The sequence below is a fragment of the Nitrospira sp. BLG_1 genome (assembly GCF_047338595.1).
Classification (GTDB): domain Bacteria; phylum Nitrospirota; class Nitrospiria; order Nitrospirales; family Nitrospiraceae; genus Nitrospira_D.
In genome coordinates, this window is record NZ_JBLFBO010000010.1 from 50,836 (window position 1) to 68,808 (window position 17,973).

Below are 17,973 nucleotides of genomic sequence, written 5' to 3' on the forward strand. Positions count from 1 at the left end.
ACAATGTGCGGCCGCGACGATATACGTCATGCGTGAAACGTGAAGCGTATCTCGTTTCCGAATTCGAGCGCTTCACGTCTCACGCTTCACGAACCGTCATGACGAGTGTCGGCTAGGAAAAAACGATGGCGTTAACACAGACCATTCAGCTGCTCCTTCCCGAGTTTCAAGCATTCCTGGTGCTCATTTCTCGAATTGGAGGGCTTCTCGCGGCCTTGCCGGTGCTGAGCGGGCACTCGGTTCCGTTGAAAGTCAAAGGCGCATTGGTTCTGTCGTTGGGAGTGCTGTTGGCTCCGCTCATCCATCTTCCGCCTGTGCCTTACGATCCCCTGGTGCTGGCCGCCGGGCTGCTCAGCGAATTGGTGATCGGACTGGCCATTGGGTTGGCTGTCCGGCTGTTTTTTGGCGCATTTGAGGTGGCGGGAGAAATGATCGGCGTTCAAATGGGCTTCGGTGTTGTCCAGCTCCTTGATCCCACCACGTCTCGCCAGACACCGCTTATGGCGCAGTACTTTACGCTCCTTGCGTCCCTTGTTCTGCTCTCATTGAACGCGCACATGCTCATCGTGGCCACAATCCTGTCCAGCTACGAATCCATCCCGGCATTCGGGGCCGCTCTTCCGGCCGGAGCGGGAGATGAGGTCCTGCGTCTCTCTCAACACATGTTCATGGTGGGGCTCAAGCTTGCGGCTCCGGTGCTGGTCATCATTCTGGTGATCAACATTCTGCTCGCGATTCTTGGACGGGCAGTCAGTCAAATCAATGTGTTCGTGTTGAGCTTTCCCATTACGATCGTGGGAGGATTGGCGGTGCTCAGCATTTCGATGCCCTTTACAGTGGAAGTTCTCATTCGCGAAATCGAACGATTACAGTTTACGATTTTCGGACTTTTGAAGGCACTGGGACATGGCTGAGGACAGGGGAAATAAAACAGAACCGGCGACCCCCAAGCGCAAGGAGGAGGCGCGGAAACAAGGACAAGTCGCCGTGAGTCGCGACGTCTCCACGGCGGCGGTGCTCTTAGGGGGCGTCGGGTTGTTGGGTGCCATGTTGCCGGTGGGTCTTCTGAAAATGACGGAGATGACTCGTCAAGGTTTGACCCTCACGTTTCCCGGCGAATGGTACCGAAATATCTCGATCGAACAGGTCTACACAATTCTTATTCAGACCGGTGTGACGGTGGGTGTCTTGAGTCTTCCAATCGTGGCGGGAGTGCTTGTGCTGGGAAGTGTGGCGACGCTCCTCCAAACGGGTTTGTTGTGGCGAACGAATGCCTTTCAACTCGATTGGAGTCGAATCAGTCCGGCCAAAGGGTTCTCACGCCTGGCCTCGTTGCGTTCCGTTATGGAGCTCGTCAAGGGGCTGCTCAAAATCGCCATCATCACAGGAATCGGGCTGTGGGTCACCCGCCATGATGTGCTGCGGATTCCGGAGCTGATCCAGTTTGAGTTGAGCGGCGTGTTGCCGCTTGCGGGGAGTCTTGCGTTCAAGGTCGGGCTGGCGGTGTCGGGAGCGATCGCGGTGCTGGCTGTCTTTGACTATGCCTATCAGCGGTATGAATGGGAACGCAGTCTCCGTATGTCGAAGGAGGAGATTAAAGAAGAACACAAAGCGGCGGAAGGCGATCCTCTGATTAAGAGTCGCGTACGAACTGTCCAGCGTGAGCTGGTGAAGAAGCGCATGCTGGCGGCCGTCAAAACCGCCGATGTTGTGATTACAAATCCCACGCACTTGGCCGTGGCTCTCAAGTACGACACCGCCACGATGGCGGCTCCGGTCGTGGTGGCGAAAGGTGCCGGTGTGATTGCGGAACGAATCAGGGAGTTGGCACGACATCATAGCGTGCCGGTCGTGGAGAATAAGTTCGTCGCCAGGACGTTATTCAGGCTGGTCGATATCGGGAAAGAAATTCCGAATGATCTGTATCGCGCTGTGGCGGAGATTCTGGCCTTTGTGTATCGGGCGCGAGGGGGCACGGCGTGAGTCGGCCGTAGGCAGTATCCATTATGGCAACCGTCACGGAACCAACCAGCGCATCGCACTTCGTCAAACACCCGGACATTCTCATGTCCGTGGGGGTCGTCGCCATTCTCATGGTGATGCTCCTACCGTTGCCGCGGTTCATCCTCGACTTGTTGCTCAGCTTCGATATCACCCTCTCCGTCATCATTCTTTTGGTCGGTCTGCAAGTGCGTCGCCCCATCGAGTTCTCAGTGTTCCCATCGATTCTGTTGATGATTACGTTGTTCAGACTGTCGCTGAATATCGCCTCGACACGGCTCATCCTTTTGCATGGCAATGAAGGGGCCGGGGCGGCCGGTGAGGTCATCCGGGCATTCGGCAATTTCATTGTCGGCGGCAATTACACCGTCGGTCTCGTGGTCTTTACGATTCTGGTCGTGATCAATTTTGTGGTGGTCACCAAAGGAGCAGGCCGTGTCGCCGAAGTCGCGGCACGCTTCACCTTGGATGCGATGCCTGGAAAACAGATGAGCATCGACGCGGATCTGAATGCGGGTTTGATCAATGAAGCCGACGCGCGCCGACGAAGACGGGAAATCACCGAAGAGGCAGACTTCTACGGGTCGATGGACGGAGCGAGTAAGTTTGTTCGAGGTGACGCCATCGCGGCGGTGATCATTACCCTGGTCAATATCGTCGGCGGCCTCGCCATCGGTGTCTTGCAGCAAGGGATGAGTCCGGGACTCGCGGCACAGACCTATACGGTGCTCACTGTCGGTGAAGGACTGGTCGCGCAGATCCCCGCCCTCATTGTTTCGACGGCAGCCGGTATTGTCGTGACGCGCGCCGCTTCGGATATGGACTTGGGTGGGGCGATGACAAAGCAACTGCTGATGTCCCCCAAGCCGGTCGGGATTGCAGCGGGGATTCTTCTCGCTCTCGGCCTAGTCCCTGGCCTGCCGCATCTGGCCTTTCTGGTATTGGGCAGCGCAGTGGCGTGGATGGCCTATCACTTGCATCAGGAGGAAATCCGGGAAGCGGCTCCAACTCCAACCCAGACCCCTACGGCTCCAAAGGCTGATGAGGGGCCAACCCGCGTGACTCCGTTGGATTTGATGGAGGTGCAAGTGGGCTATGGGTTGATCGGTCTGGTGGAAGGAACACAAGGCACCGCGTTGCTCGACCGAATTAAAGCTCTCCGGCGGCAGTTTGCAGAAACGATGGGATTCGTCGTGCCGCCCATTCACATTCGTGACAATTTACAGCTGAGACCGAATGAGTACGCCATCATGTTGAAGGGCGTGGAGGTCGCCAAAGCGGATGTGTTGCCTGGGCACCTGTTGGCGATCGATCCAGGGACAGGGCAGAAGGGCGTGGTCCAGGGCATCGCAACGAAGGAGCCTGCATTCGGACTGCCGGCGCTCTGGATTCCGGAAGATGGGAGAGAACAGGCTCAGATTGCCGGTTATACCGTTGTGGATGCGAGTTCTGCCATCGCCACCCATCTTTCAGAGCTCGTGAAGCGGTATGGTCATGAATTGTTGGGGCGTCAGGAGGTTCAGGCACTTCTGGATGAGGTTGGCAAATCTCATCCCAAGCTGGTGGAAGAGCTGATTCCGACGATGGTTCCGTTGGGGACGGTGGTTCGGGTACTCGGCAATCTGCTCAAAGAGGGCATTCCGATCAGAGACTTGCGCTCCATTCTGGAAGCTATTTCCGATCAAGCCTCGAACAGTAAAGATCCTGAACTGTTGACGGAATATGCCCGGCAGGCCTTGGCGAGGACGATCACCAAACAGTATCAAGCATCGGACGGCAGCCTCCAGGTGATTACGTTGGATCCCCGGCTGGATCGGTCGCTGGCCGATCAAGTTGCGGCACTCCCGCCGGGCGCTGCCTTACAGCTTGATCCGACTGTGTTGCACAAGCTTCTGACGGGAATTAAACAGGCGGCTGAACGGGTTGCGGCTCGTGGGCAACAACCGATCGTCATTTGTTCACAGGCCGTTCGCCGGCATCTTCGTCGCCACAGCGATCGCATCCTTCATTCGGTGCCGGTGATGGGGTTTAACGAGGTTGATTCATTTGTTCGCCTCCAGTCGCTTGATACGGTGCGAGTCGACTTCGAATTGGCACAGTCATCCTAGGATAGCCCATGAAGGTGAAGACATTTCACGCGCTCACCATGCAGGATGCTCTCCGAGCCATCAAGGAGGAGTTGGGGCCGGATGCCATTATCCTGTCATCCAAAGAGGTGCGTGAAGGCGGGCGACTACTACGAGTCTTCAATCACACCGTGTTGGAAGTGATGGCGGCAGCCGAGTACGAGCGTCCACAGGTCGTCCGGGAGAGCACACCGGTTCAAGAATCTGTGCCTCCGGTACGAACGTCAGGGGGCGGCCCTTCGGCTCTTCATCCGGTGAACACCTTCCAACAGACCTTGCGAGGGATGTTGGAACCTACCAATGAAAGGAAACCACGAAAGCAGAGTCAGCAGGAGCCGTCGAGCAAGTCTGCCACATCGACTAAGACGCCGAATCGACGCCGCCAGGTACGGGCGGTGTACGACGAACTGAGTCAGTTGTTGCGCGAGCTTTCGCCGGACGCATGCACGCCACGGGCCGGTCAATCGTCGTCGGTTCTTTCAACCCTCCGTCAATCATTGTGCGATCAGGGGATGCATCCGTCCACGACCGAGTTGCTACTCGGTGAGGTACTGAAAACCGATCGACTGGCGCATGTTTCGGACGAACAGATGATGAGACGCGCACTCTATCAGGAAGTTGTCCGGCGTGTACGGGTCACCGGTCCGTTGGATCATGGCCAGGCACGTCCTGCGATTGAACTGTTCATCGGTCCGAGTGGAGCGGGGAAGACGTCGGCGGTTGCCAAGCTTGCCGCGTTTTATCGCCTGGAGCAGCAGAAGTCGGTCGCCTTGATTACGTTTGACAGCTATCGGGAGACCGCCGTGGAGCAGCTCCGACGGTACGCCAAGATCATAGGAGTCCCCTTTGCCTGTGCGCTATCGGCTCGGCAGGTGCAGGCCGGGCTGCGTCGCCATGCGAAGGTGGACCTTGTGCTGATGGATATGCCGGGGATTGCCCCGGCGGACCTGGCCTTGGCGCAGGATCTTTGTCGTTTGTTGAAGCACGATGCTATTACGACGCATCTGGTCTTGCCGGCCGCCATCAGAGCACAAGAAGCCTGTCGAATGACCGGTTGCGTGAGGGCACTTCCGGATCTCCGTTTGTTCTTTACCAAACTCGACGAAACGGACTCTTCTGGAACGATCTTTGAAGTAGGACATGCGACCGGGCTTCCACTGTCGTACTGGAGTATTGGACGGCGAGTCCCTGGGGATATTGAGGTCGCGTCTCCGGAGGTTCTCGCTGGCAGGCTCACGGCTGGTAGCACGGAGAGAGCGCATGATCATGTCGGACAGTCGGATCGATCAGCGGGAGCGAAGGTTGCGTTGGCGGCAACGGGAACTTATCACCGATAACGTGGTTGGAGGTCACACTATGCAGCTCAGATCCAAATCGTCAGCCTCGGTGTCGGAACCTGTCAGATGGGAAGGTGAGTCGTTTCCCCAAGTGATTGCCGTCTCAAGCGGAAAAGGTGGTGTGGGGAAAACCAATGTGGTGGCCAATGTGGGCATGGCTCTGACCAAACTTGGGAAACGAGTCCTGATCCTGGATGCCGATCTCGGCCTGGGCAATCTCGATGTGCTGCTTGGCCTTGTCCCACGGCTCACGATTGAAGATGTGCTCGCCGGGACCCATACATTCGAGGAAATCGTATTGAAAGGCCCGGCAGGTATCCATGTACTACCGGCAAGTTCCGGGGTCCCGCAGCTGACAAGTTTGACGGAGTCCCAACAGCTCATCATCCAAGAGCAGTTAGCACAGTTTTCCGGTGGGATGGATGTGCTGTTGATCGATACCGGTGCAGGTATTTCCCCAAGCGTGACATTTTTTGCCTCCTCGGCTGATGAAACCGTGGTCGTGGTGTCTCCAGAACCCACATCGCTCACGGATGCCTATGCCTTGATCAAGGTCTTGGCGCGCCAATATCGTGAACGTCGCTTCAAAATACTCGTGAACCAAGCAAAGAGTCCTCGAGAAGCATCCGAGGTATTCGGGAAACTCGATGTCGCGGCGGATCGCTTTTTGCATGTCGCTCTCGAATTGATCGGAGCCATTCCGTATGACGACTATGTGCCGATGGCTGTCATGCAGCAGAAGGCAGTCCTGGAATTATTCCCTGAGGCACCGGCGTCCGAAGCATTTAAAAAGTTAGCCAGGCAGATCGTGCAATGGCCGAAACCCGCACTTCCCAAAAGCTCGATGCAGTTGGTGTGGCAGCGGTCGGCGACGCACGTCGGCAACTAGCAAAAGGTTAGCAACTATTATGAGTAAGGCGGCATTACCACACGAGCGGAAAGCGTTCTCAGCAGAAGGGGCGCGACGTGAGCAACTGATCAAAGAGTTCGCCCATGTCATTCGCGCCATGGCCCATCGGTTGGCGTTCCGGCTGCCGGCCTATCTGGATGCGGAAGATCTGATTTCGGTCGGCACCATCGGATTGATGGATGCGATGACCAAGTATGATCCCACAAGGGAAGCCAAGTTCAAGACCTATGCAGAGTTCCGTATTCGAGGGGCCATGCTCGATGAGATCCGCGCGATGGATTGGATTCCCCGATCGGTTCATGAGCGAATTTCCTTGCTCCAAAAAACCCACACCCTCCTCATGAGCCGCCTCGGTCGCCCGCCGCATGATGAGGAGGTGGCAACCGAGTTGAAGATGTCGCTGGAAGAGCTGGATGAGTTCATCACACGTGCCAGAGGGGCGGTCATGATCAGTGTGGACGATCTGAGCCTCCACGAGCCGGATGGGCACAAAGTGGTGAAGATGTTGGCCGACACCCATACTCCTGATCCGCTCTCCTCATTGGTGAATGAACGCGAACGTGAATCCATTGCCGGAGCGATTCAGATGTTGCCGGAAAAGGAACGGCTTGTCCTCACGCTGTATTACTATGAAGAACTCACCATGAAAGAAATCGGAGAACTCCTCAAAGTGACAGAATCGCGCGTCTGCCAAATTCACACGAAAGCCATCATCCGACTCAAGGCCACCCTCGAAGCGATCACCTAACAGGCTGTTGAGAAAGGCCATCAGCAGCGTTCTCACGTCGTTCGCCTCGCAACGTTGGCGAAGCGGGTTCAGAAGCTCAACGTACGGGCCGGAGTGCGATTCGCTCCTGCGCTTGCTGCGGCCTTGCTGGACAGCCTGCGAGGCATCTAGATTCGGTCAGTCACCGTGGGGAGCGATCAGTTTGAGAAAGGACGTAGGGGTTCTCAATGCACTGCTAGGAGTCGTGAGCGGCCGTTGCAGGAGCAAGGCGCGAGCGAGATATGCGACGGCATCGTTGTCCCTCTGTCATGCGCTTCATCCAATATCTGTGATCGCTGCGTTCTTGTGGACCAGATGGGCACCAGGGTCTGTCTGTCGGCCTTGAAGACTCCGGCTACCCCCACACCTGCTTGCCCGTCATCATGCATAGCATGAACATGTCTTTCCTGGCTGTGCGGGCCGTCGTGTCTGATCGGCCATGGGAAGAGGAGGGGCTGCGATGAGCATGAAAGAGGTCGGGTGCTGTTCCAGGAAAAATATGCCGCTAGCTGGGTAGAATATGTCCTGACCGTACCGCGGCTTGCTCCAGTAGCCTGTCGTTCTTCATCTCAAATCGTGATTATTCTGCTCTATTTCTCTGATTTTGAATTGTGACCCTATGAAATCAGCAGGGCCAGGAGTGTGGCACAAGGGTTGCTGTCTTTGTGTCGGGACCGATAAGGAGTTGCTCACATGAACCGTGGTATCTATCCCATCCTCTCCGGTGCGTTGGCTCATGAGCGGCGGATGCAAGTCTTCGCCAATAATATGGCCAATGTGAATACGGCAGGTTTCAAGCAGGACGAGCAGGCCTTCAAAGCCATTTTCCCCAGGTATCAGGCGGTCATTCCTGCGATCGGTCAGAGTGCGGGATTGGCCCAGCAGATTGTGGCCAGGCCATTTGGGGCGACCGAACGTGCATTCGTTGCGCCGCATACGATGAAGACAACGTTCGAAGCGGGTCGTATCAGGCTCACCGGCAATCCGCTGGATCTCGCGATTCAGGGAAGAGGGTTTTTGGAAGTGGAGACCCCTCAAGGGGTTCGATACACCAGGAACGGCATGTTGTCACTGGACAACCAGCGCAGGCTGGTGAATAGCCTCGGCTATCCCGTGATGGGCACCAAAGGGGAAATCAAGATTCCTGCCGGGAAGTTGGAAATCACTCCTCAAGGCGATATCAAAGTGGATGATAAATCGGTCGGAACAATCAAGGTCATGGATTTTCCCGAGGAGGAGATGCCGGTCAAGTCTGCTGAAGGGTTGTTCGCATCCGATAAAGGCAAACCGGTCAAGAATCCGCAGCTTCTGGCCGGGCACATCGAGGAATCGAACGTCAATTCAATCGGTGAAATGGTGAAGATGATTGAGGGGATGCGGAGTTACGAGTCGGCACAAAAACTCATTCAAACGCTGGATCGCATGGCTGAAGTCGCGATTCAAGACATTGGGCGAGTGGTGTAGTACCGTGAAACGTATCTCGTGAAGCGTGAAGCGTCCAAAGTCTGAACGAGATCCGCTTCACGAACGACGGGAGACGAGGAGGGGTTAGATGATTAGAGCCATGTGGACAGCAGCAACGGGGATGACGGCACAACAGATCAATGTCGATACCATTGCACACAACCTTGCCAACGTGAACACGAATTCCTTTAAGCGAAGCCGAGCGGAGTTTGCGGACCTGGTCTATCAAATCCAGCGACTCCCTGGCACAAACGCATCGAATGTCGGCGTATTTCCTGTTGGGATTCAGGTCGGGACCGGAGTTCGGCCGACGACTGTCGCCAAAGAATGGCTGCAAGGGAATATGCGTCAAACGAACAATGAGACGGACCTGGCGATCGACGGGAACGGATTTTTTCAAGTGTCCCGCCCGGATGGCACCATCATGTACACCAGGAACGGCTCATTCAAACGAGACAACGTCGGGAATCTCGTCACCGGAGACGGCGATCTTCTGAATCCGGTCATCACCATTCCATCCGGCGCGCTCAAAGTGGATATCGGTCAAGATGGTACCGTGTCCGTGTTGCTTCCCGGTGTGACTCAAGCCTCACAGGTTGGTCAGATTCAGTTGACCAGGTTCGACAATCCCTCGGGTTTGGTGGCGATGGGAAACAACCTGTTCATCGATAGTTTTGCATCGGGCCCTCCCACACAAGGCACCGGCGGTTTCACTACCGGGTTCGGCACGATTCAACAAGGATTCCTGGAGAGCTCGAACGTCAACCTCGCTGAGGAGATGGTCAATATGATCATTGCCCAGCGGAGTTATGAGATCAATTCAAAGACGATTCAGGCTTCGGATGAGATGATGGCCATTGCCAATAATCTTCGCCGGTAAGGGGTAGGATGATGAGGATCGGGATCGTGCTCATGTCGCTCTGGGTGGGGTGGGTTAGCGGGACTTCTGTGGTCTTAGCCGGGACCAGAGTCGACACCCGCACCGTCACACTGGTGAAGGCGGGACACGAGATACGATCTGTGGAGAAGGAGCGTGAGAAACCTGCCATGCAGGAGCTCAATGCCGAACTGCTGCAGGGAGCGATTCATCGATATCTGGAGCAGGCCTGGTCTCAAAAAGTAAAGATGATCACCGTAGCAGTGCTGGATCCGGTAGAGCCGATTTCTGTGCCGTCCGGAATCATCGAGTTTCAAGTATTATCAGCTGGTTCGGACGACGGCCTTGGGAGACGGATCTTCCCGGTTTCGGTTGCAGTGAGCGGAAAAGCGTGGAAAACAATTCAGGTGCTGGCGGATGTGTCGGCGACGATCGAGGCCATCGTTCCCACACGGTTGTTGAGGACGGAGGAGGTGATCGATGGTGTAGACCTCAAGACCATGCGTGTTCGAATTCACCAGTGGAATCATCCGTTCGTGACTGATCGCGATGAGGTGATCGGCAAAAGCGCCGCACGACCACTTCCGCCTGATACGCCATTGCGTCCGACATTTGTGAAGTTTCCGCTCATCGTGAAGAAAGGTGACCGAGTCATGATTGAGGCGCGTCGAGGAGGTCTGTCGATTCAGACCTACGGCATCACCAAATCAAGCGGCCAAGTCGGACAGACCATTATGGTGGCGAATCTTGATTCGGGCCGAGAGTTGAGAGCGAAGGTTGTGGCACCTAGTTTGGTACAGGTTGATTTCTAGGAGCGTATGGTGAGTTCTATGATATCTGGTCATCGAATTCAGCCCAACGTTGCCATTGCGGGACTCGGGATCATGACCGTGATGTTCTTGCACGGATGTTCAAGTCCGCCAAGCCCGTCAAGCAAAGTGACTCTGCCGCTGATCCCTCCTCCGAAGACGCTGGGCTCGCTCTGGCAGGAAGAAAACGGACGTGCGTATCTCTATGAAGACATGCGTGCCATGCGGATCGGGGATATTCTGACCGTGAAGGTCTCCGAAGTTCATAAAGGATCAAAGTCCGCCGATACGGCGGTTCAACGAGATTCGACGATTAAGAACGGGATGGTCGGGAGCGGGATGGGGTATATCGGGCTTCCAGGGATCCGATTCAGCGATGAAACCAAGCGTGGATTCGGAATCAATGCGAGCGCCAACAACAAGTTCGACGGGAAAGGTTCTACGAATCGTGAAGGCACATTGACAGGGACCATCTCGGCGATCGTCACGGAGGTGCTTTCCAATGGGGATCTTCGGATCGAGGGGCGGCGTGAAGTCACCGTCAACAGTGAAAAGCAGCTGATGACTATCGGCGGGATCGTCCGTCGTGTGGACGTGGATACCAAGAATACCGTGGCGTCGAGTGCCATCGCAGATGCCAAAATCGAATACTCTGGTCTTGGTGTATTGGATGATGTTCAACGTCCGGGGTGGTTTGTTCGAATTCTTGACTGGGTGTATCCGTTCTGATGAGAAGTATCTCTATGCCGACTCCACTAAGACGTCCACCCACTCGAAGAACGATCTCCAAGCGGCGAGTGTTGAACGTGCAATCGCTGCAACTGATGGTCAGAAGTGGAGTCGTCCGTAGGGCAGACTCCATGCCTCCGCTTCCGCTCAGGCGAGGTCGTGTGTCACTATCGGATCAACAGCAACGAGCCGTGTGCAGCGAAGTCGTGCAAGAGCAAGGGTGGCTGTCGCGCGTCATTTTTGGCCCGAAGCCGCACCCCGCGATCACGAAGCGTTCCTCATTCGACGGAGGGCAATAGTTGTATGGTGTTACGATGGTTCGTCTTGGTTGGCTTCTTGAGCGCTGGCTCCCTCTGGCCTGTGAATGCCGATGCCGTGAGGATCAAGGATATTGGTGCGATTGAGGGGGTGCGTGAAAATCAACTGCTCGGCTATGGCTTGGTGGTGGGGTTAGACAGCACGGGCGATCGTGTGATCGGTGGGCAGTTTACGATTCAAGCAATGATGTCGATGTTGAATAAGATGGGGGTTCATCTCGTCATTGACCCCATTCAACTTCTGACGAGGAATATTGCGTCGGTGATGGTCACCGCAAAACTTCCTCCATTCTCGAAGCCCGGCATGACGTTGGATGCGGTGGTCTCCTCAATGGCCAACGCGAAGAGTTTGCAGGGTGGTACCCTCCTGCTCACGCCTCTTAAGGCAGCGAACCAGCAAGTATTTGCCGTGGCGCAAGGGCCCGTCTCAATAGGAGGATTTCTTGGCGGCACGGGTGGGGCCGGCGGGGCGACGGTGGCCAAAAATCATCAGGCTGCGGGTGTGGTGCCGAGTGGAGCCATTATTGAAAAGGAACTTCCCGTCGACATTGATTCGTGGGAGACCGTCTCAGTTCTCCTACGTCAGCCGGACTTTACCACTGCGATTCGGACGGCGGAGGCCATTGAGCATGCTTTTGGGAAAGGCAGTGCGTCAGCCGTCAACGCCGGCTCCATTAAGGCAACAATTCCTCCGGTTTTTCATGGGCGGGTTGTTGAATATATTGCGTCGATTGAAGGGCTTGATGTGTCTGTCGATGCCATTGCGAAGGTCGTGGTTAATGAGCGGACGGGGACGGTCGTCCTTGGAGAACATGTTCGGATTTCAACCTGTGCCATTTCTCACGGGAACCTTACAATTTCGGTCAAAAATACATTGAACGTGTCTCAGCCGGCTGCACCGCTCGTGGGGAATGCCGCAGGACAAACCACGGTCACCCCCGATGTCCAGACCGAGGTCAAAGAGCAGGAGTCCCGGTTGATCGTCGTCGATGAAACAGTCACCTTGGGAGAGGTTGTCCAGGCACTCAACGCCGTAGGAGTGACGCCTCGAGATTTGGTGGCGATTCTCTCGGCGCTCAAGTCGGCCGGGGCCCTTCAGGCGAATCTGGAGATCATTTGAGGGTTGCTATGGATGGGGTCACCTATACAGGTCTGGAGAAGAGTCGGGCGTTGATGGCATCACCATTATATGTGGATCCTGGGGCACTGCTCTCCCCAGATCGGTTGAAATCCCATCATAACCCATTGATACCACAGGATGTTGTGAGGGAGCGTCAGAAGCTTATCGAGGCAGGGAGGCAGTTTGAGTCCTATTTTGTCTCGCATTTACTGAAGGTTATGAGAGAAACCATTCCTCAGGGGGCAATTGCCAATAAGCAGGGTGCCTATTTCCATTCATTTTACGATGAGGAAATCGGACGACGAGCGGCAGAATCCGGAGGAATCGGTATTGCTCGGATGGTTCAGGAGCACGCGGAAAAGTATTTTTCAGGCTCCCCCGCAGAACGCTCAAGTTTTCCTGTGGGTGACCGATAAGTCACTCGACAGGGATAAAGGGCACCGATCGTTCAGGACAGGAGTTGGGAGAGTTGGGGAAGGAGTAGGACGATGCAGATTTCAGGTCATGGGAAAGTTGACCATCTTGCAAAAGTGTTGCTTGGAGTGCATGAAGCTGAGAACGCAGCAGCTCGACAACCGACGGCTCAGCCTAAGGCTGGTACGGATGAGGTTCAGATCTCGGCTCAAGCAAAGGAACTGCAACGAATTCGAGAGTTGGTCAATCAGCCGGATTCTGTACGGGCGGAACATGTCGACCGCATCAAACGGGCCCTTGATAGCGGCACTTACGATATCAGCGGTCGTGCAGTTGGAGATGCTCTGATCAAACAGGTTCTGACCGACGCTGTACTGTAAGCAGTTAGAATCCACCTCCGTCGAGTCGACAGCGCAACGGATCCTTGATCTGGTCCATGGATGGGCAGGTTCCGATCGTGAATGCTTCAATCTCTCTCGAGCAGTTACCCTCTATCCTCGCTCGTGAATCAGCTCACTGTGATCTCCTCGCGCAGAATATTGTTCAGGAACGTGATGCCATCAAGCGTATGGCACTCGACGAATTCCTTTCGATCAACCAATCCAGGATCTCGATCCTGGAGTCCCTTCACCGTCTGAAAGACGAGCTCGATCTGCTGCTTGACGACCTCGCACATACCTATCAGATGCCGCTGGCTAATCGAACGATGACTGACATACTCCACCGAGTTCAAAGCCCACAGGCTGGGGTCATTCTAGCGCAGTATGAGCGACTGGCTGAAAAGGTTCGGGCGGTCAAACAGGATATTGCCGTCAATCAGGTCCTGATCCATAGCGTTCAGTCGTTTCTCGTTCGAGCGCTGGAAGCGCACCGGCAGGCATTGCCAGAAGGAGATCTCTATTCTGAGTCGGGCTCTCGACAGCAGCACCATGTGCCGGCAGCCGTCATCAGGCGGCAGGGGTGACGATCAATGGGACTGAGTGCATTAATGGACATCGCCAAGACGGCCCTGTTTACCGCACAACAGGGACTCACCGTCACGGGCCACAACATCGGTAATGTCAATACTCCGGGTTTCTCCAGACAACAAGTCATCCTGACCGAAGAACGGCCGGCCGATGGAAGCCCAGGGCAAGTCGGGACGGGTGTCAGAATCGCCGAAATCCGGCGAGCCGTGGATGTCTTTCTGAACCGCGAGGTGATGGAGTCTCATGAGGATCTTGGGCAATTCACCGTGCTCCGAGATGAGTTAAATCGACTGGAGAGCCTCTTCGGAGACGCTCGAGGTCAGGGGCTCTCGGGAAAGCTCAACGAGTTGTTTAAGTCGTTGCAGGATGCGACGACCACACCTTCACAGGTCTCCTCACGCTCGGTGGTGTTGGGGAGAGCGGCAACCTTGGCCGGAGCGTTTCATCAGATCAATACGGACTTGGTTGAAACTCGTCGAGCGATCGATGTCCAGGTCGGGGTGACGATTAACGAGGTCAATACGCTGACCGCAAAGATTGCACAGTTCAATACCCAAATAAAGTCGGCTGAAGTGAGCGGGCAGAATGCCAATGACTTGCGCGATCAACGAGATCTTGCCGTCAATGAGTTGGCGACAAGAGTCGAAGTTTTCACACTCGACCGCTCAGACGGCACCATCTCGGTCTTCACCGCTCGTGGTCTTGTGCTTGTTGATCAGGAGACGACTCGCAACTTGGTCGGAGTCGAATCGACGGACAACGATGGTCTTCTGGAAATCGGCTACGATATCGGGGGAACGCAACCGGCGATCATTAGCGACTTGATTTCAACCGGACGTCTTCGTGGACTGCTCAATGTTCGAGACCAATCCATTCCGTCGGTTCAGCGGGGTATCGATGCACTGGCCGGATCGTTGATCAATGAGGTGAACCAACTCCACCGCGTGGGATATGGCCTGGATGGCTCCACCGGGAATGATCTCTTCTCGGGATTGTCGGTCACGACAAACGCGCCTGCGACAAATACTGGGGCCAGCTCGATCGGCAACGGAGTCATCACGGCGCCGAGCTACCTGACATTTCATGATTACGAAGTTCGGTTCAGCGGCACAACCAGCTATACAATTGTCGATGCGACAACGGGCGCTGGAATTCATGGGAATTACACCGGAACAGCCATTACTCCGCCGACAGTGGATGCTCCGTTGAACATTGTCTCCGGGGTCAATGACACGCTGGTCGTGTCGATCGACGGGACTACGTCAGGGACCATTACCCTCAACGGAGCCGCATCCCCAGGTCTTCCCTATACATCCGGAAGCGCATTGGCGGCTGAGCTGCAGGACAAAATCAACGCGGATTCGACGCTGACGGCAGCGGGCCAACGCGTCACGGTAAATTTTGACAGTACGACGAACCGGTTCGTCTTGCGCTCCAATTCAGCCGGCGGTGCAAGCGCTGTCGACGTCACCGGTGGGACGGCAAGAGCGGGGCTCGGCCTCTCTGGGGGAACGGCCACCGCAGCTTCCGGCACCTACAGCGGTCCCCAGACGTTTCATGTTGACGGTGTTGCCGTCACGGTATCAGGAGTGCCAGCGGCCAACGATGTTTTGGCGTTCAACTCTCGAGAGAATGCGGCGAGAGACATTCTTGTTGCGCTGTCCGATCCCTCAAAACTTGCCCTCTCGTCCACACGAGCGGGTGTGCCGGGGAACAATCAGAACGGCCTCAATCTCGTTGCCCTGCAATCGAGGACCATCACAAGTCTCGATAACGCAACTCTCCTCGATTCCTATCGTAAGACGACGGCAGATCTGGGAGTCGCATCCCAGGTTGCCACACAGCGACTGGATACAGAGGAAATCCGCCAAGAACAGCTCCAAAACTTTCACGCCCAGGTGTCTGGTGTCTCACTTGATGAAGAGCTGGTCAATCTTCTTAAGTTTCAACGAGCGTTCGAAGCTGCTTCGCGTATGATCGTCGCAGCCGATGAAATGATGTCGACCTTGATTTCGCTCAAGCGATAAGCCAAGGAGTGCGCCATGCGCGTGACGGAACAACAGGTCTTTGGATTCCTTGTCAACAGTTATCAGCGGTCTCGATCACGAGCGCTGCAATTGCAGGAACATCTTGCGACCGGCAAGCAGGTGTTGCAGCCGTCCGATGATCCTGGGCGATTCCATCGGATCGTCGGAGAAAAAGCGATACTCGCGAGACTGGAGCAGCATCTTCGAAATATTTCTTCGGCGACTGTCCGACTGGATTTGGCCGACACGGCGTTGCAGGGTACGACTTCGACCCTCTCCCGCGTGAGACAATTGGCAGTTCAGTATGCATCTGATACCAATGGCGCAGCGGAGCGAGCCGCTGGCGGGCAAGAAGTCAAGGCGCTGCTCCAACACCTCCTTCAACTAGGAAATGCCGAATACGATGAGAATCAAGCGGTTTTTGGCGGGACAAGCCGTCATGGTTTTGCTGCGGGATTGACGCTGTCCACGCCCGTGACGCTCACGAATGCGGCGACAGATACGCTGACGGTGACGGTGGATGGGGTGACCTCCGGCACGATTGATTTGACCGGAGGCACTGAGACGTTGACCGGTCCTGAACTAGCTGCGCGAGTACAGAGCCGAATCAATGCCGATACCACGTTAGCCGCTGCGGATAAGAGCGTGTCTGTCCGGTATGAGGATGCGCGTCTCGTCATTGTGTCCAATTCTGAGGGCGCAAGCTCAACGGTGGATGTCTTCGGTGGGGCGGCCCGCACGCTGCTTGGATTCAACGGAGGGAGTTCCGGGAACGGTGGGGCGACATTTGCGACGACGGTGGCGACTCACGTGGCCTCGACAAACAGTGGGGGAGGCTTGATTTCTCAGGGACAAGTGCTGAATCCAAGTACGACCTCCTATGACAACTACATTGTTCGATTTACTGGGGCAACAACGTTCGATGTCGTCAATGTTTCGACTCCTCTCCCGGTCACGCCGCACTCTGCCAATGCCGGACGGGTGGGTGTTTCCGATGCTGGTATCGTCGATCCGCAACAGATTACACTCGACACGTACGAAATACAGTTTACGTCGGCATCTCAGTATTCCGTGCGAAACACCACCACAGGTGCAACGCTTTCGACCGGCAATGTGTATGTGTCCGGTGGCTCCATCGAATTCGAGGGCGTTCGTGTCGTGCTTTCTAACACCCAGGGGAGCGGGCCCGTCACCGGCGATCGATTTACTCTTGCCGTGGCTCCTCAAACGGTGCTCGCCAACCAAGCGTATACGGCGGGTGCTCCGATTGCATTTGATGGAATCCAATTCCGAATCACTCATAGCACGTCTGCACCGGCTGCAGGAGATCTGTTTCACGTCAGCGCACATACTCGCTATGCTGGAGATGCAGGCAGCCAACAGATTGAAGTGGCTGACGGGGAGATTGTCGGCACCACGGTGCGCGGGGATGAAGTCTTCAGCGGTTCCGACGTGAATCTCTTTGATACGGTACAACAACTTCTGGCTGCCCTTCGAGGAAACTTCAAAGCGGGGATCATTGAGAGCTTGGATAGTCTGGACCGTGCGATCAGCCAAGTCGGGGCCGCACAGGGAGACGTTGGTGCGCTGACGAACCGCTTGGAGTCGACGTCCTTGGCCTTGGACGAGGCCAAGGAGCTGGCCACCAATACGCTGTCGTCATTCGAGGACATTGATCTGGCACGCACAATCTCGGAGTTGACGCTGCAAGAGTACGCGATTCAAGCCGCAGGGGCAACGCTTGGTCGGATCTTCGACAATACTCTCCTCAAGTACCTGCGTTAGGACGGCTGCTCAAGTTTGTGGGAGCCGTGACCGATAGTACGCTGCAGAACTATTTGGCCAAGGAAGGCAGGTATGCTGGTACTGACTCGTCGATGCGGAGAAAGTGTCACGATCGGCCCTGATATCAGAGTCGTCGTACTTGGCCTGAAAAGCGGGCAAGTTCGTTTGGGGATTGAAGCTCCTTCGGCGGTGGCAGTTCATCGGGAAGAAGTCTATACACGGATTCAGGAAGAGAATCGATTGGCGGCCAAAACCCAAGCCGTTCCTCTCGATGCGTTTCGTCGACTGATTCCCGGAAAACGTGGAATGGTCTCATAAGGATG

The 17,973-nt window shown here is 55.6% G+C and carries 18 protein-coding genes; all 18 read left to right on the forward strand.

Annotated features, from left to right (window positions below; all coding sequences use genetic code 11):
• The first annotated feature begins 125 nt into the window (after positions 1-125).
• The 18 genes from fliR (at position 126) to csrA (ending at position 17,968) form a co-directional block, all read left to right on the forward strand.
• Positions 126-914 (forward strand): flagellar biosynthetic protein FliR, encoded by a 789-nt coding sequence (gene fliR, locus ACMTNU_RS10900; protein WP_413935277.1) that lies wholly within the window; start codon positions 126-128, stop codon positions 912-914.
• A complete protein-coding gene (gene flhB / locus ACMTNU_RS10905) occupies positions 907-1,983 on the forward strand; it encodes a flagellar biosynthesis protein FlhB (protein WP_413935278.1) in 1,077 nt (358 codons plus the stop codon). Before fliR ends, flhB begins: the two co-directional genes overlap by 8 nt.
• A gap of 23 nt (positions 1,984-2,006) precedes the next feature.
• Positions 2,007-4,109, forward strand: a complete 2,103-nt coding sequence (flhA, locus tag ACMTNU_RS10910; protein ID WP_413935279.1) for a flagellar biosynthesis protein FlhA — start codon at positions 2,007-2,009, stop codon at positions 4,107-4,109.
• 8 nt (positions 4,110-4,117) lie between these two features.
• Positions 4,118-5,464: a flagellar biosynthesis protein FlhF gene (gene flhF, locus ACMTNU_RS10915; protein WP_413935280.1), complete on the forward strand. Its 1,347-nt coding sequence runs from the start codon at positions 4,118-4,120 to the stop codon at positions 5,462-5,464.
• A 19-nt stretch (positions 5,465-5,483) separates the two neighbouring features.
• Positions 5,484-6,353 (forward strand): MinD/ParA family protein, encoded by an 870-nt coding sequence (locus tag ACMTNU_RS10920; protein WP_413935281.1) that lies wholly within the window; start codon positions 5,484-5,486, stop codon positions 6,351-6,353.
• Between the two features lie 19 nt (positions 6,354-6,372).
• Positions 6,373-7,122 carry a sigma-70 family RNA polymerase sigma factor gene (locus ACMTNU_RS10925; RefSeq protein WP_413935282.1) on the forward strand — a complete coding sequence of 250 codons (750 nt, stop codon included), beginning with the start codon at positions 6,373-6,375 and terminating at the stop codon, positions 7,120-7,122.
• Positions 7,123-7,833: 711 nt separating this feature from the next.
• Positions 7,834-8,604, forward strand: a complete 771-nt coding sequence (flgF, locus tag ACMTNU_RS10930) for a flagellar basal-body rod protein FlgF (RefSeq protein WP_413935284.1) — start codon at positions 7,834-7,836, stop codon at positions 8,602-8,604.
• An 88-nt stretch (positions 8,605-8,692) separates the two neighbouring features.
• A complete protein-coding gene (gene flgG, locus ACMTNU_RS10935; protein ID WP_413935285.1) occupies positions 8,693-9,484 on the forward strand; it encodes a flagellar basal-body rod protein FlgG in 792 nt (263 codons plus the stop codon).
• Between the two features lie 8 nt (positions 9,485-9,492).
• On the forward strand, positions 9,493-10,293 hold the full coding sequence (gene flgA / locus ACMTNU_RS10940) for a flagellar basal body P-ring formation chaperone FlgA (protein WP_413935286.1): 801 nt from the start codon (positions 9,493-9,495) through the stop codon (positions 10,291-10,293).
• 18 nt (positions 10,294-10,311) lie between these two features.
• Positions 10,312-11,019, forward strand: a complete 708-nt coding sequence (locus ACMTNU_RS10945; protein ID WP_413935287.1) for a flagellar basal body L-ring protein FlgH — start codon at positions 10,312-10,314, stop codon at positions 11,017-11,019.
• 14 nt (positions 11,020-11,033) lie between these two features.
• Positions 11,034-11,318, forward strand: a complete 285-nt coding sequence (locus ACMTNU_RS10950) for a hypothetical protein (protein ID WP_413935288.1) — start codon at positions 11,034-11,036, stop codon at positions 11,316-11,318.
• A 4-nt stretch (positions 11,319-11,322) separates the two neighbouring features.
• A complete protein-coding gene (locus tag ACMTNU_RS10955) occupies positions 11,323-12,456 on the forward strand; it encodes a flagellar basal body P-ring protein FlgI (RefSeq protein WP_413935289.1) in 1,134 nt (377 codons plus the stop codon).
• Positions 12,457-12,509: 53 nt separating this feature from the next.
• The gene (locus tag ACMTNU_RS10960; protein ID WP_413935290.1) at positions 12,510-12,872 is read left to right on the forward strand and encodes a rod-binding protein; all 363 of its coding nucleotides are present in this window, start codon (positions 12,510-12,512) and stop codon (positions 12,870-12,872) included.
• A gap of 72 nt (positions 12,873-12,944) precedes the next feature.
• Positions 12,945-13,250, forward strand: a complete 306-nt coding sequence (flgM, locus tag ACMTNU_RS10965; protein ID WP_413935291.1) for a flagellar biosynthesis anti-sigma factor FlgM — start codon at positions 12,945-12,947, stop codon at positions 13,248-13,250.
• Positions 13,251-13,306: 56 nt separating this feature from the next.
• Positions 13,307-13,834 (forward strand): flagellar export chaperone FlgN, encoded by a 528-nt coding sequence (flgN, locus tag ACMTNU_RS10970; RefSeq protein ID WP_413935292.1) that lies wholly within the window; start codon positions 13,307-13,309, stop codon positions 13,832-13,834.
• 6 nt (positions 13,835-13,840) lie between these two features.
• The gene (gene flgK, locus ACMTNU_RS10975; protein ID WP_413935293.1) at positions 13,841-15,865 is read left to right on the forward strand and encodes a flagellar hook-associated protein FlgK; all 2,025 of its coding nucleotides are present in this window, start codon (positions 13,841-13,843) and stop codon (positions 15,863-15,865) included.
• Between the two features lie 15 nt (positions 15,866-15,880).
• On the forward strand, positions 15,881-17,650 hold the full coding sequence (locus ACMTNU_RS10980) for a flagellin (RefSeq protein WP_413935294.1): 1,770 nt from the start codon (positions 15,881-15,883) through the stop codon (positions 17,648-17,650).
• Positions 17,651-17,722: 72 nt separating this feature from the next.
• The gene (gene csrA / locus ACMTNU_RS10985; RefSeq protein ID WP_413935295.1) at positions 17,723-17,968 is read left to right on the forward strand and encodes a carbon storage regulator CsrA; all 246 of its coding nucleotides are present in this window, start codon (positions 17,723-17,725) and stop codon (positions 17,966-17,968) included.
• The last annotated feature ends 5 nt before the right edge of the window (positions 17,969-17,973 follow it).